This is a genomic window from Oceanobacillus timonensis, assembly GCF_900166635.1.
Classification (GTDB): domain Bacteria; phylum Bacillota; class Bacilli; order Bacillales; family Amphibacillaceae; genus Oceanobacillus; species Oceanobacillus timonensis.
Window position 1 is genome coordinate 2443105 of the sequence record NZ_LT800497.1, and the last position, 13310, is coordinate 2456414.

Annotated in this window: 14 protein-coding genes and 2 tRNA genes; 6 read left to right on the plus strand and 10 right to left on the minus strand. The window is 36.7% G+C overall.

Features of this window, described 5'->3' with window-relative positions; genetic code table 11:
- Positions 1-267: 267 nt before the first annotated feature.
- The 6 genes from vrrA to cls all read left to right on the plus strand — a co-directional run bounded on the left by vrrA (position 268) and on the right by cls (position 5726).
- A complete protein-coding gene (gene vrrA / locus B7E05_RS11920) occupies positions 268-756 on the plus strand; it encodes a VrrA/YqfQ family protein (RefSeq protein WP_080874417.1) in 489 nt (162 codons plus the stop codon).
- Between the two features lie 118 nt (positions 757-874).
- On the plus strand, positions 875-1834 hold the full coding sequence (msrB, locus tag B7E05_RS11925) for a peptide-methionine (R)-S-oxide reductase MsrB (RefSeq protein WP_080874418.1): 960 nt from the start codon (positions 875-877) through the stop codon (positions 1832-1834).
- A 42-nt stretch (positions 1835-1876) separates the two neighbouring features.
- Positions 1877-2080 (plus strand): DUF6501 family protein, encoded by a 204-nt coding sequence (locus tag B7E05_RS11930; RefSeq protein ID WP_080874419.1) that lies wholly within the window; start codon positions 1877-1879, stop codon positions 2078-2080.
- Positions 2081-2221: 141 nt separating this feature from the next.
- On the plus strand, positions 2222-2461 hold the full coding sequence (locus B7E05_RS11935) for a 4Fe-4S dicluster domain-containing protein (protein ID WP_080874420.1): 240 nt from the start codon (positions 2222-2224) through the stop codon (positions 2459-2461).
- A gap of 137 nt (positions 2462-2598) precedes the next feature.
- Complete coding sequence (locus B7E05_RS11940; protein WP_080874421.1) at positions 2599-4116, plus strand: FAD-dependent oxidoreductase; 1518 nt, start codon at positions 2599-2601, stop codon at positions 4114-4116.
- 152 nt (positions 4117-4268) lie between these two features.
- Complete coding sequence (gene cls / locus B7E05_RS11945; protein ID WP_080876289.1) at positions 4269-5726, plus strand: cardiolipin synthase; 1458 nt, start codon at positions 4269-4271, stop codon at positions 5724-5726.
- 51 nt (positions 5727-5777) lie between these two features.
- On the opposite strand, the gene B7E05_RS11950 is transcribed toward cls, so the two are convergent.
- The 10 genes from B7E05_RS11950 to B7E05_RS11990 form a co-directional block, all read right to left on the minus strand.
- Positions 5778-6053, minus strand: coding sequence for an acylphosphatase (locus B7E05_RS11950; RefSeq protein ID WP_080874422.1), 276 nt, complete (start codon positions 6051-6053; stop codon positions 5778-5780).
- A gap of 550 nt (positions 6054-6603) precedes the next feature.
- The gene (locus B7E05_RS11955; RefSeq protein ID WP_080874423.1) at positions 6604-6981 is read right to left on the minus strand and encodes an rRNA methyltransferase; all 378 of its coding nucleotides are present in this window, start codon (positions 6979-6981) and stop codon (positions 6604-6606) included.
- Positions 6982-7329: 348 nt separating this feature from the next.
- Positions 7330-8415, minus strand: coding sequence for a tyrosine recombinase XerS (gene xerS / locus B7E05_RS11960; protein ID WP_080874424.1), 1086 nt, complete (start codon positions 8413-8415; stop codon positions 7330-7332).
- Positions 8416-8947: 532 nt separating this feature from the next.
- A tRNA-Ser gene (locus tag B7E05_RS11965) sits at positions 8948-9037 on the minus strand.
- Positions 9038-9046: 9 nt separating this feature from the next.
- A tRNA-Thr gene (locus tag B7E05_RS11970) sits at positions 9047-9119 on the minus strand.
- Positions 9120-9295: 176 nt separating this feature from the next.
- A complete protein-coding gene (locus B7E05_RS22165; RefSeq protein WP_179134527.1) occupies positions 9296-9460 on the minus strand; it encodes a hypothetical protein in 165 nt (54 codons plus the stop codon).
- A gap of 172 nt (positions 9461-9632) precedes the next feature.
- A complete protein-coding gene (locus tag B7E05_RS11975) occupies positions 9633-10127 on the minus strand; it encodes a hypothetical protein (RefSeq protein ID WP_080874425.1) in 495 nt (164 codons plus the stop codon).
- A complete protein-coding gene (locus B7E05_RS11980; protein ID WP_080874426.1) occupies positions 10128-10421 on the minus strand; it encodes a hypothetical protein in 294 nt (97 codons plus the stop codon).
- A gap of 30 nt (positions 10422-10451) precedes the next feature.
- Positions 10452-12467, minus strand: coding sequence for an ABC transporter permease (locus B7E05_RS11985; protein ID WP_179134528.1), 2016 nt, complete (start codon positions 12465-12467; stop codon positions 10452-10454).
- On the minus strand, positions 12460-13227 hold the full coding sequence (locus tag B7E05_RS11990; RefSeq protein WP_080874428.1) for an ABC transporter ATP-binding protein: 768 nt from the start codon (positions 13225-13227) through the stop codon (positions 12460-12462). Before B7E05_RS11990 ends, B7E05_RS11985 begins: the two co-directional genes overlap by 8 nt.
- Positions 13228-13310: the final 83 nt, after the last annotated feature.

Consider the following 13310-nt stretch of genomic DNA (forward strand, 5'->3'; position numbering starts at 1 on the left):
TTTTCATGAACACGTAACAGCAGTTTAGGTAGCTTTTTACCGGAGTATATACTTGTTAATCAAACGTTTGATTAACAAGTATATACGAAATAACGGGAGGTTTCGACATGCTTTTATCGTCCTCGCTGATTCTTGTTGATTCCTGCGGTTTCCCGGGAAATGATTGCGTGTATGAGAGGAATAAGATGAATGTCTACACAGTTGAATGACTATCGCATATTCTATAAGAGAATGAAAAAGAAATAGATGAATAAGGGGTAGATAGTGATGGTTTTCCCATCTAGAAATCAAATACCTCGTTCGCCACAGTCCCCTTTTCGTAACGGGCCTCCTCATTTAAGAGGGATTCCGAAAGAAATAAGAAACTCGAGTGGAACTGCAAATGCAAAAGGCGGATCAAGAGGTTTATCAAGTTTATTATCTAGTGGTGCTGCACAAGGATTGGCGCAGACAGGAGGCGCTTCTACACTTTCTAAAACACTTGGCGGTGTACAGCAAGTTCTTGGTGTCGTCCAATCAACAGCACCGTTAATTCAGGAATATGGACCAATGGTAAAGAATCTTCCTTCCATGTACAGGATGATGAAAGCTTTTAAATCGTTTAATAAAGAAGATACAGCATCCACTCCGGCAGAAACACTCTCCCAAGAGCATCCAGAACCAAAACAGGAAATCCATCAGCAGCAGCAAGAAGAACAAAAAGAACCTGTACAAACAGAAGAAAAAGGTATCTCTACACCAAAACTGTATATTTAAATCAAGAGGGGGCTATTACAATAATCTTAAAAGCCTTCTGCTTGATTTTTTTTTATAAAAAAGGAAGAATAGGGGGAGAATGGATAGTAAAATAGCGATGAATAGGAGGCAATAAAATATGTCACAACAAAAAAAGCTCGCCACTTTTGCAGGAGGATGCTTTTGGTGTATGGTGGAACCGTTTGATGAACGGCCAGGGGTAATCAGTATTCGTTCCGGCTACACGGGCGGTCATGTAGAAAATCCAACCTATGAGCAGGTTTGTTCCGATACAACAGGACATGTCGAAGCGGTGCAAATTGAATTTGATCCAACGATCATGCCTTATAAAGAGTTAGTAGAAACTTTTTGGCAGCAAATTGATCCGACAGATACCGGCGGACAATTTAATGACCGTGGTGAGTCCTATCAAACAGCTATTTTTTATCATGATGAAGAACAGAAAGAAATAGCAGAGCATTCTAAGGAATTACTGCAGCAAAGTGGAAAATTTAAAAAAGACATCGTTACACCGATTCTTCCGGTTAAACCTTTTTATGAAGCAGAGGAAGAGCACCAGGATTACTATAAGAAACGTTCTTTCCATTATAAAATGTATAAAAAAGGCTCCGGCCGGGAAGCTTTCATCAAAGAAAATTGGCAGCATAAACCTTCTGAACAAGAATTAAGAGAGAAGCTGACGCCTCTTCAATATCAAGTCACACAAGAAAACGGGACAGAGCGTCCGTTTGACAATGCATATTGGGATAATAAAGAAGATGGTATTTATGTTGATATTATTTCCGGCAAGGTTCTTTTTTCATCGAAGGAGCAATATGATGCAGGCTGCGGCTGGCCGAGCTTTACAAAACCAGTTGACCCGCAGCAAGTGACAGATGTGACGGATACTTCTCATGGCATGGTTCGCACAGAAGTTCGAAGTAAACAATCCGATTCTCATTTGGGACATGTTTTCGAAGACGGTCCAAAAGAAGCAGGCGGATTACGTTATTGTATGAATTCTGCAGCAATGCGCTTTATTCCTAAGGACAAGATGGAAGAAGAAGGTTATGGAAACTTTTTATATCTATTCAAATAGATTATAATATTATTATGTAAACAAGCAGAGGAGAACAAAAGAATGATTCATAAGGATTGGGAAAACAGAGAAACCATCAAACAAATTAAATGTGTACACGCGAATGCCAAGAAATTTATTGTAGACCGCAAACTTACTCCAGGTAAAGTTTACGATGTAAAAAACGAGACAGATGAGTTTTACTTTATTATTGATAACAGTGATCGAATGGCAGGATTTAGAAAAGATTATTTCCAAGTGGTTTAAACAGATCCAATATCAGGAGATAAGGTTGGTTTACAGAACAAATCTTATCTCCTGATTACATATAAGGACGTTTTCTTTTATTTTAAAATACGTTATAATTATTTCATACGTAAACCATTGGTAAAGAGGAGGAGAATTTCGTTGGCTTTTATTATTACATCACCATGTAAAACAGAAAAATCAGGGGAATGCGTAGAAGTTTGCCCCGTTGATTGTATAGAGGAAGGCAAAGATATGTTCTATATCGATCCGGATATTTGCATCGATTGCGGTGCATGTGAAGCAGTTTGTCCGGTAGAGGCAATCTATATGGAAGATGAGGTACCGGAAGAAGAGAACGAATATATTTCATTGAATCGGCTGTTTTTTGAAAATCGCTAATGATTCGATACAAAGGTTGCTTGCATAACAGAAGCAGCCTTTTTCTATGTCCTCTTTTTTGTTTCCATTTCTTTTGAGTAAGCTGATGTGTAAAGGAGATACTAAAAGAAACAAGCAAAATGTGAGGTGCAATAAATATGAATTCGAAATCCATTTGGCGGACAGATACCGCATTTCAAGACTTTCCCAAGCTTCAAGAATCGAAGGAAACAGAAGTTTGTATCGTTGGAGCAGGATTAACAGGAATTACTGCTGCTTATCTGCTTTCTAAAAAAGGCATGAAAGTTATCTTATTAGAAGCTAATCAAGTGCTTAGTGGTGTGACTGGAAATACGTCAGCCAAAGTCACTGCGCAGCATGGTATGATATATTCGGAACTGATAGATACTTTTGGAGAAGAAAAAGCAAAACAATATTATCAGGCAAACCGCGACGGCATGGATTTTATAAAAAATGAAATCACAGAACATCGGATTGATTGTAATTATGAGGAACAAGATGCTTTTCTTTTCACCAATGATGATGCCTATTTACCGCAATTAGACAAAGAAGCAGAGGCATACCAAACCTTGGGTATCCCCGGAGAACTCACCTCGGAGATGCCGCTTGATATCCCATTTAAACAAGCATTAAAAATGCCGGGGCAAGCACAATTTCATCCGCTAAAGTATTTACAATTTATGTTTGAGGAAGCTGTCAAAAACGGAACAGAGGTTTATGAGCAAACAGTTGCGATGAAGTTGGAATATAATAGACAAAAAACGGTTATGACAAAGGACGAATATCGTGTTGCATGCGATTACCTGATAGCAGCAACACAATTTCCGTATATAGATCATCAAGGGCTTTATTTTGCCAAAATGTACGCAGAACAATCTCATATAGTGGCTGGAAAATGGACAGGAACATACCCAGGCGGTATATATATCAATGCTGAAAATCCCATCCGTTCTATCCGGACAGCTACGTTAAATAATAAAGACACTTATCTGCTTATTGGCGGCGAAAACCATCGTTCCGGAGAAAAATTAGATGAAACATCATGCTATGCGAATCTAAAGGCATTTGCTAAAGAGCAATTTGAGATAACGGATTTTCCTTATCAATGGTCCGCGCAAGATTTTACCACATTGGATAAAATGCCATACATTGGCCCAATAACAGGAGATGATCCTTCTATCCTTATTGCTACCGGCTATAAAAAATGGGGGATGACAAATGGGACACTAGCTGCCAAAATAATGACGGACATCATCACTAAAAAAGATGAACATCCGTACGAAGGTTTATTCTCTCCGCAACGGTTCACTTCAAAACCGATGTTACAAAATTTATTCCGTTTTAATATGGAAGTTGCAACAGAATTTTTAAAAGGGAAACTGTCTTTTCCTGCTTCTAAAGAAATAGACACATTAGAGATAGACGAAGCAGCTATTACAACAGTAAAAGGGGACCGGGTCGGCATTTATAAAGATATGGAAGATCAGGTACATGTCCTTGATACAACGTGCACGCATCTGGGTTGCGAGGTGAATTGGAACGGCGCAGACAGAACCTGGGACTGTCCCTGCCACGGATCCCGTTATCATTATGATGGGGAGGTAATGGCAGGACCGGCGAAAAAACCTTTGAGAAAAATATCTCTCGATGACTAACACCTAAAAAGGAACACGTTTGATTCGTAAAAACGTGTTCCTTTTTAGGTGTGCGCAGCAATAGTTGACTTAACTTTTCATTTTATATAATATGGATGAATCTAATAAAATAGTTTAACTTATAGAAAAAAAGAAGGTGATTTCTATTGGCAATGGAAATAAGTAATATTATTACAATGATTGCCTCCATCATTATTTTTATTAATTTATTATTAGCATTAGGTGTGTTATTTTTCGAAAAACGAGATGTCGGCTATACATGGGCATGGTTATTGGTCTTGTTTTTCTTACCTATTGTCGGATTCTTGATTTACATCTTCTTAGGACGCAGTTTAAAGCAGAATAATTTCTATGGCTTAACAGCGGAAGAACAGAAAATGCTTAAAGAGGAAGTTGACACGCAATTAAAGCTAATAGATGAAGAAAAACGGGATGACCTTCCCTGGTTAAAAAATTACGATGATCTTATCACCATGAATTTACGTTCCTCCCACGGCAGATTATCGGAGGATAACGAGATTTTTGTATTTAACGATGGTCATAAAAAGTTTGATGCGCTCCTGAGTGATATCCAGGCTGCGAAACAAGAAATTAATGTTCAATATTATATTATTCAGCCTGATCATCTCGGAAAGAGACTAAGAGATGCACTAATAGCAAAAGCAAAAGAGGGCGTGAAGGTTCGTGTTTTATATGATGAAGTCGGATCAAAAAAATTGCCATCCAAATTCTTTGAGGATTTAAAGCAGGCCGGTGGGGAAGTCCGTGTTTTCTTTCCGTCGTTCTTAAAGCTTGTGAATTTCCGAATTAATAACCGTAATCACAGAAAACTTGTCATTATTGATGGTGATTTATCCTATATTGGTGGTTTTAATGTTGGCGATGAATACCTTGGGGAGAATAAAAAATTCGGCTACTGGCGAGATACACATTTAAAAATACATGGTAATGCTGTGAATGATATTCAGATAAGGTTTATCATGGACTGGCATCAAGCCGGAAAAGACAAAAAGCATGATGATTATAAAGATTTTTGTTTTCATTTAGAAAAACATCATGGCACCAGCCCTGTGCAAGTGGTTTCCAGCGGTCCAAACTCAGAGACCGAGCATTTAAAGAATATGTATATTAAAATGATACTCTCTGCAAAGGAAAGTGTCTGTATCCAAACCCCTTATTTTATACCGGATACCAGCTTCATGGATGCTTGTAAAATGGCACTTTTGTCCGGAGTGGATATACGGATTATGATTCCTTGTAAGCCGGATCATCCATTTGTATATTGGGCGACATGGGCGTATGCCGGTGACCTGTTAAAGTATGGAGCAAAAATATTACTTTATGATAACGGCTTTTTGCATGCTAAAACAATCGTCGTAGACAAAAAAATAGCATCTGTTGGAACGATGAACATTGATTCTCGGAGCTTTCGTTTAAATTTTGAAGTAAGTGCCATTACTTATGATGAAAAGGTTGCTGAAGAATTATACAGCATATTTGAAGAAGATTGTGCACGAAGTTCTGAATTAACAACTGCGCGTTATAACAAACGATCTTTATGGATTAAATTCAAAGAAAATATCTCCCGTTTACTTTCGCCAATACTATAATGAGCAAGCCCGGCACCACTTATTCCTAGTGATACCGGGCTTGCTCATTTTTTAATATCTTACATTAAAAGAGGTATATTCCGGTTCTCCGGAAAGCTTATTAACATCCATCTCACTTACTTTTGCAAATCGGGAAGGGCCTTTTTTAATTTCTTCAAGAAAACGGTCAACTTGGTCATCTTCTCCATATGCTTCGAAGGCAACAGCGCCGTCATCTTCATTTTTCACCCAACCGACAATATCATAGCTCATGGCAGTATGCTGCGTGAAGTAGCGAAATCCAACTCCTTGCACACGCCCTTGAACTCTAGCAGATACATACTTCATTGATAATCACCTCTTAATAGATATGATAGCATAATTTATTTATCAATTTACAGTGAAGAGACATAACCTAATGAATAAATATTCTGATAATTATAAGGTGAGATGAATTATGAATACAGTATCTAAACAAAGAGCGATGGGGGAAGGGGTAACTATTTTAATAGAATTTACTGAACGGCTGTACAACAGACAGATATGAAAAAGAGACTTAATTGACAAATAATTACCGGCGTTTTGCAAAGCGAGTCAATTGGAATGTTTATCGCTCAAGAACAACGTCTCATATTTAGCGGAAACTGCATTACGCTGCTGTTTAAAGTTATTTTGCTAAAAAAAGCAAGAGGCTGGACCTTAATATGCTGACTCCGTTTAACAGCAACGTTTGAATACAGTTTTGATGAGTAAACGAATACTATATAATTAAAGACTAAATGCGTTTTAAAAATTTAGTTTTGTCTCACTATCCAAAGTATACTTCGTTATGAGATGAAATATACTATAGCTTCTCATAATAAATATTATGGATACGGCGTTATAATAAATGGTTAAATTACAACTTTTCAATTCGATGTTTATTGCTTTTCTTCTTCACTGAATTAAAATCAATGAAATGAACACTGCATTCAAGTACATCATTGACACTTAATTTGTGTTCTTTTGCAAAATCTTTCACTTCAAGTAATAATTCCTTATCATATGTTGTTTTATACTGTACACGATCTTTTGGACGATTTTTTTTATTAAACTGGATAAACCCTTGTGTTAAAACAGCTTGTAAGCCTGATTCTAATAAATAATTGGGATATGTGTCGTATTGGATGGCCATTGCGTTCAATTGATCAATAATCGACTTGCTTACATTTGTTCTAAATTCCACTCTTGATTTATCAGCGGTCTGAATAAGTTTTCCATTTACTAGTTTCCACATATTCTTTTAACTCCTTTATTGTGTATTTTTTGAGTGTACTCTTAAATTCTTTTCCTTTTTAGATTCATAAGGTTCTATTGCGTCATTGTAAATAATATCTGCTAGTTTAGGAGGGGAGAAACTCATCTGACACATCATATTCCGACACGTGAAACCATTTCTTTAAAAGGCATACCGCTTTGATACATCTTGATAATGACTTCGTCTGTAAATCCCGGATTTCTAGGCATTGTTTTTCTCCCTTCGTTTGTATACTTTCTCTTATTATACAAACAAACGTTCCTTTATTCAAGCGGAAAACTATATGAATGAAAATACTTTAAAGGGAATTGTAAAATGTACTACTCATCATTCATCCACTTTAGGCATATCCATCTTATCTACAGCATTCTTTAAATCATCGTTGTTAATATGCGTATAAATCATCGTCGTTTGTATCGATGAGTGTCCGAGTTGCCGTCTTAACTTCGGTACATCGTTAATTTCACTATGATACCTCGTTGCAAACGAATGTCTTAATTTATGAACGGATAAGGAGGGTTTTCCGAAAGCGTTGGCGTATTTTTCGATTAATTTTTCAATAGAACGTGCAGTTAATCGTCTTGGCGTGCCTTTTGGTCCCATTGCTGCAGCTATAAATAAAGCTTTATTCGTTTTCTCAACATGATAGCGTGCTGATCTAATTTGTAAATATTCGTTTAAGTCATCCATTGCTTGCTTGCTGAAATAAACATATTGTTCTTTGTTTCCTTTGCGAATAACGCGCGCAGTATACTTGCTGTGATCAATATCGTCTAAATCCAGGTTTACAAGCTCGGAAAGCCGTAATCCAGACCCTAAAATAAGCGAGACAATTGCTGTATCACGTTCACGGTTTAGGGTGTGAAAGTTTGCAAGCTTTTTATTGTCTTTATAAAGCTCGCCATAGTCATAGGCAATAAATTGGCGAAAGCTTTCATATTCATCGCCCATTAAAATTTTTCCTTCCATTTTGTTTGCCGTTGTTTCCATACTTTCTTTTATATCATTAAATTCAAGCTTTGCCATCACATTACGCTTTAAATAGGGTTGTAAATCACGTGTCTCAGCAATATTTTGCAGATAATTGAAAAGCGATTTTAAAGCCGATAATTTACGGTTGATCGTGAGTTCTTTGTTATGTAATTGGTATTGAAGAAAAGCTAAAAATCGTTCAGCTTCCTGAACCGTGAGTGATTCAAGCAATTCAAGCGGCAGATCTTTCAATTCACCGGAATAAAAATTCTCCGTAATAAGCCAATTAAAAAAGATTTTATAATCGTGCGCATAATTGAGTAATGAAGCTGCTGATAATTTTCTTTCTTTATGATTGATAAACTCCTCAACATACCAAGGTAGTTCCTTAAGTAAAGCTTGAAGTTTGTTGTATAGTTGTTGTTTTGAACGGTTCGCCATTAAGATCACCTCATATGTATATTTTACAAGATTTTAATTAGAATCACAATTATTACGTCAAATTTATATTTTACGTAATAATGTATTTGGAATATATTTAGATAGTATTTTTTGATGTATCTAACTTCCCTCTTCTTTATAATTAAACTTCCATTTAAGGTCATTATTATGCAGTCCGTCACGAATTACTTTATAGCAATCGTTTTTGGGAAAGCTTCATATTTTCTTTTGAAATACATTTCTTGCTATTGAATTATTGTAATGGCTGGTGTTGAATTTAAACCAGATTTTCAGCATCCTGTTCCTTATATAAGGAACAGGATGCTGTGATTTTGGTTCATTTTTTATACCATTTTAAGTTTGTTACATAGATATAATACATTCTAATTTTAATAATTATTAAACGCCTTTAGCAAATAAACTTTTATTTTGGTTTAAAAAAGGAATGAAAATAAAAAACAGGACTCCTTAAAAATAAAGAGTCCAAACAATCATCGGCATTCTGCTGAATACATTCTTTCGTTTTTTTAAAAGGAGAAGGTGGGATTCGAACCCACGCGACGGTTGCCCGTCCTAACGCATTTCGAGTGCGTCCCCTTCAGCCGGACTTGGGTACTTCTCCATTGAGAGATGCTGGCGAGAGGGTTCGAACCTCCGACCTCATCATTACGAGTGATGCGCACTACCAACTGTGCTACGCCAGCATTAAATTCTAGAACATGTTACATATTAATACATTTTTCCGGGAATTTCAATAAAAACGTTTGATCAAGAAACTCAGGTTTTTAAAGGGTTCTGATCATTAAAACAATAACCAGAACCCTTTTTAAATTGATTGTGACTAATTATTAGTCATATCCCAGCCTCAATTATTTCGGTTTTATCTGCTTTTATTATTGAAGTGGTTGACCCCTTTATTATTTTTTAACTGGTCCTCCACCACTCCGCTTTGATAACTTTCATTCAATTGATTTTGTACTGCTTGAACGCCTTTGTTATCTTTAAAAAAATCGTTATTTTTCTTTTTTTCACCTTTCTTACTCACTGCTAACACCTCCCTTATTTTTTAGTATGCACAAAACTTGGAAACAGACATGAGATAAAGGCTTCCAATTAATGGTTGTATCTATTTCGATTTGGGTATGCATCTTTATTTCATACGATATAGAGGAGAAATTCTCTCTGCAAAAAGCTTGTCGATGACTTACTATCCCCTTTTATTCAATTTTCACCTGAATATCTCCTTCCAGTTTATCCCCTTCCAAGCTGAGATATTCCCAGCCGCCTTGTAAACTGATGGTTTCTGTATGCTCTCCCTGGCCTTCAAATAATAATTCCTTCTCTGAATCAGCGGTATTCCAAAATACTTCTGCCTCCCCGCTTTCGATGTTTGCGTTATAGGTGATCTGAACCTTCTTTCCTTCACTTCCATCAAGCGATGCACCGCCAAATAAATTTTCTGTGCCTGAGAATTGTTGATATACCGCTTCATATGTTCCTGTATAATCATCTTCTCCAAATGCTCTTTCTCCTTCTAATGATTTATCTTTTGTTAAGGAAGGTTCACCAAAAAAGCCGGTAAGTTTATCGCCTGCTTTTCGTATAGTTTCACTAAAAAAGTTTTCATCATCATTTGATCCGGAAGCACTGCACCCAACAAGTATAATAAAAGTAGTTGTTAGGGCTATTAAGATTAATAATTGTTTTTTCATTTATACAGCTCCTTTCTCCCTATGTTTTTTCATATTCCAACGGCAAATAAAGTAAATTACCAACAAAACCAGCGCAGGAATATTTTGAGCAATGAACATATAAGCCTTCATACTTAATGCCATATCGGAAAAGAAATCTGATTTTAAAAACATATATATGGAATACCCCAAGGCTACGAACGGGAATAAAAGCCCCATGAATCGATTCTTTCTGGTCGATAAATAAAACTGGATTCCTAAAATCAAAACTCCGCCAACAAAGATAAGCAGCAGCTCCATTAGACTTAAATGCATAACCTATCCCCTCTTTCATATAACATTATTCTATTGAACAATTTTGTAATAAACGCGTGCCGTTATTCGGTAGATGACCACATAAACAATCAGGAAAACGAGAAATGCGATCAGCACACTGATTGGGAATAAGTTCACCTGATTAATCATGACCAGAATCATTAATTTCCTTATGAGGAGGAAAATCGCTAAAATATGAATTCCTGTTACGACGACAGGGAGAAAAAAGACGGTTAAAATCTGAGATTTAATGGCTTTTTTAATTTCCGATTGATTCAATCCGATTTTTTGCAGGATAGAAAAACGCTCTTTATCGTCATAAGCCTCAGAAGTTTGTTTATAATAAATAATCAGTACCGTCATTAATAATAGTAAGACAGCTAAATTCAAAACAATGAACAAAACACCGCTCCTTAGGGCTTGCAAGTCATTTGCTGCTTCTGTTCGGCTATCTACCACAACAATGTCCATATCTTCCTTTTCCATATTCGATCGCAGCTGCTCTCCAAACGCTATTTCCTGCTCCTCACTTACTCCCTGCTCCAATCCAATTTGCGCAGACACGTTTGTGCTTGCAGCATAGTCATCCAATATTTCTTTTTGCTGCTGCTCTATTTGTCGAAGGGTTTCTATATCATCAACGATCATGTAATAGGTATCACTAATTAAACTTGTCGTTTCGCTGTCTAGCGAGAATTCTTCCATATCCTCCATAACGTTGACGGAAAATTGAAAATCCATCAGCGAAAGGGTTTCATTTGTATATTCATCATCTGTTCCATGGACATATACTTCATTTTCATCAAGCGACAGGTTATCTCCAGTTAACTGATTATAGCTTTCCTGATCAGTCATATATAAATTGATCGGACTCTCATTCGCTAACATGGAATAGGCATCTTTTGTAACTTCGAAGCCATCGCCCGCAGCAAGTGTTACAAAATTTAGATAGGTATAAGAAGATGAACCGGTAACGGTATTGTTGGTTTCAGAAGCTGTTTGATCAATCAGCTCACTTAATTTTGCTTTGATTTCTTCCCCTGTTTCATCTGTATCCTCTGGTAATCTTACCTCTGAAATCACATTACCTGAATAGGTTGCATCATCACTCTCAGATACGATATATAAAGAAACCGCAATCGAAAGTAAAAGAATCACACCGACAGATAAAATGGTAATGTTCCCAAGACCTACTGCATTCTTTTTCATCCGGTAAAGCATGCCAGAAACAGGGATAAAATGGTTGGTCTGATAGTAATAGTTTTTATTATTTTTTAAAATTTTGAGTACAGCAATACTTCCGGTGGTAAATAAGAGATACGTACCGGCAATAATCAATACTGCTGCAAGAAAAGCATAAGGCATACCACTAATGGGAGATTGCAGGGTTAACACAATATAATAACCCCACCCAGTTAATAAAACACCAAGAATCGAAAAGAAGATTTTGGTTTTTGGCTCTTTTTCACCGACATTTCCGCTTTTTAAAAGCTCTATCGGGTTGGCTAATCGAATTTGAGAGATGTTCCCCAATAAAATCAATAGAAAAATGATGCTAAAGAAGCTTAGTGTCCATATAACCGCTTCGGAAGAAAACTCAGACCCAAGAGCTACATCCGCACCCATCATTTGGCGAATCAATAATACACAAACTTTATTAAGGATGGTGCCTGCAACAAATCCTACGACCATGCTGCATACAGCAATATATAAGGTTTCGTAAGCAAGCATTTTCATGATATGCTTTTTATCCATGCCTAAGATATTGTATACACCAAATTCCCTTTTTCTATTTTTCATCAAAAAGCTGTTCATATAAAATAGAAAAATCGTTGAAAATATAATTAATACGAAATACCCCATAGAAAGAATTGTTTTTAAGTTCTCTCCGCCCGGAATTTCCGAAAGGCCCGGATTGGTCGATAATGCCTGAATGATATACGTCATCATAATCGTACTGATACAGGAAATGATAAATGGAAAATACATCTTGCCATTTTTACGTATACTGTCTGCCGCCATTTTTAAATAAAAGCCATTACCCATTTCCATCCTCCCCTGCAGCTAAAACAGCAAGTGTATGAGAGACTTTTTGAAACATTTCTTCATTGGATGTATCTCCTTTATATAATTCATGAAATACATTTCCATCTTTAATAAACAATACGCGTTTCGCGTGACTTGCTGCCTTAATACTATGCGTTACCATCAAAATCGTTTGTCCCTCTTTATTAATTTGTTCGAAATGCTCCAGCAATTCATCTGTAGATTTGGAATCCAAAGCGCCCGTCGGCTCATCTGCCAATATTAATTCCGGATCGGCAATCAATGCTCTGGCAACTGCCGCTCTTTGCTTTTGGCCGCCTGATACTTCATACGGAAATTTAGTCAAGATATGCTCGATACCAAGTTTCTTCGCGATCGGCATTAGTTTCTGTTCCATTTCTTTATGCTTTTTTCCGGATAAAACCAGCGGAACAAAGATATTATCCTGAATTGAGAAGGTATCCAATAGGTTGAAATCCTGAAATACAAATCCGAGGTTATTACGCCGGAATGCAGAAATTTCTTTTTCAGGTATCTGCACAATATTTTTCCGGTTCAACAATACATTACCGCGTGTTGGTTTATCCAATGCCGCCAGAATATTTAATAACGTTGTTTTACCGGAGCCGGATTCCCCCATAATAGCTATATAATCTCCTGCGTCCACGCTGAAAGAGACATCAGAGAGTGCTTCTACTTGATTTCCTCCAAACCTGGTTGTATAGACCTTTCTTAAATGTTGAACTTGTAAAAGTGTCATGGTACATCTCCTTTCTTCCAACAACTTTCTTGTTGATAGGTAAAGAATAGCAAAAAAGAGAAATGCCAATCTACAGTTCTATC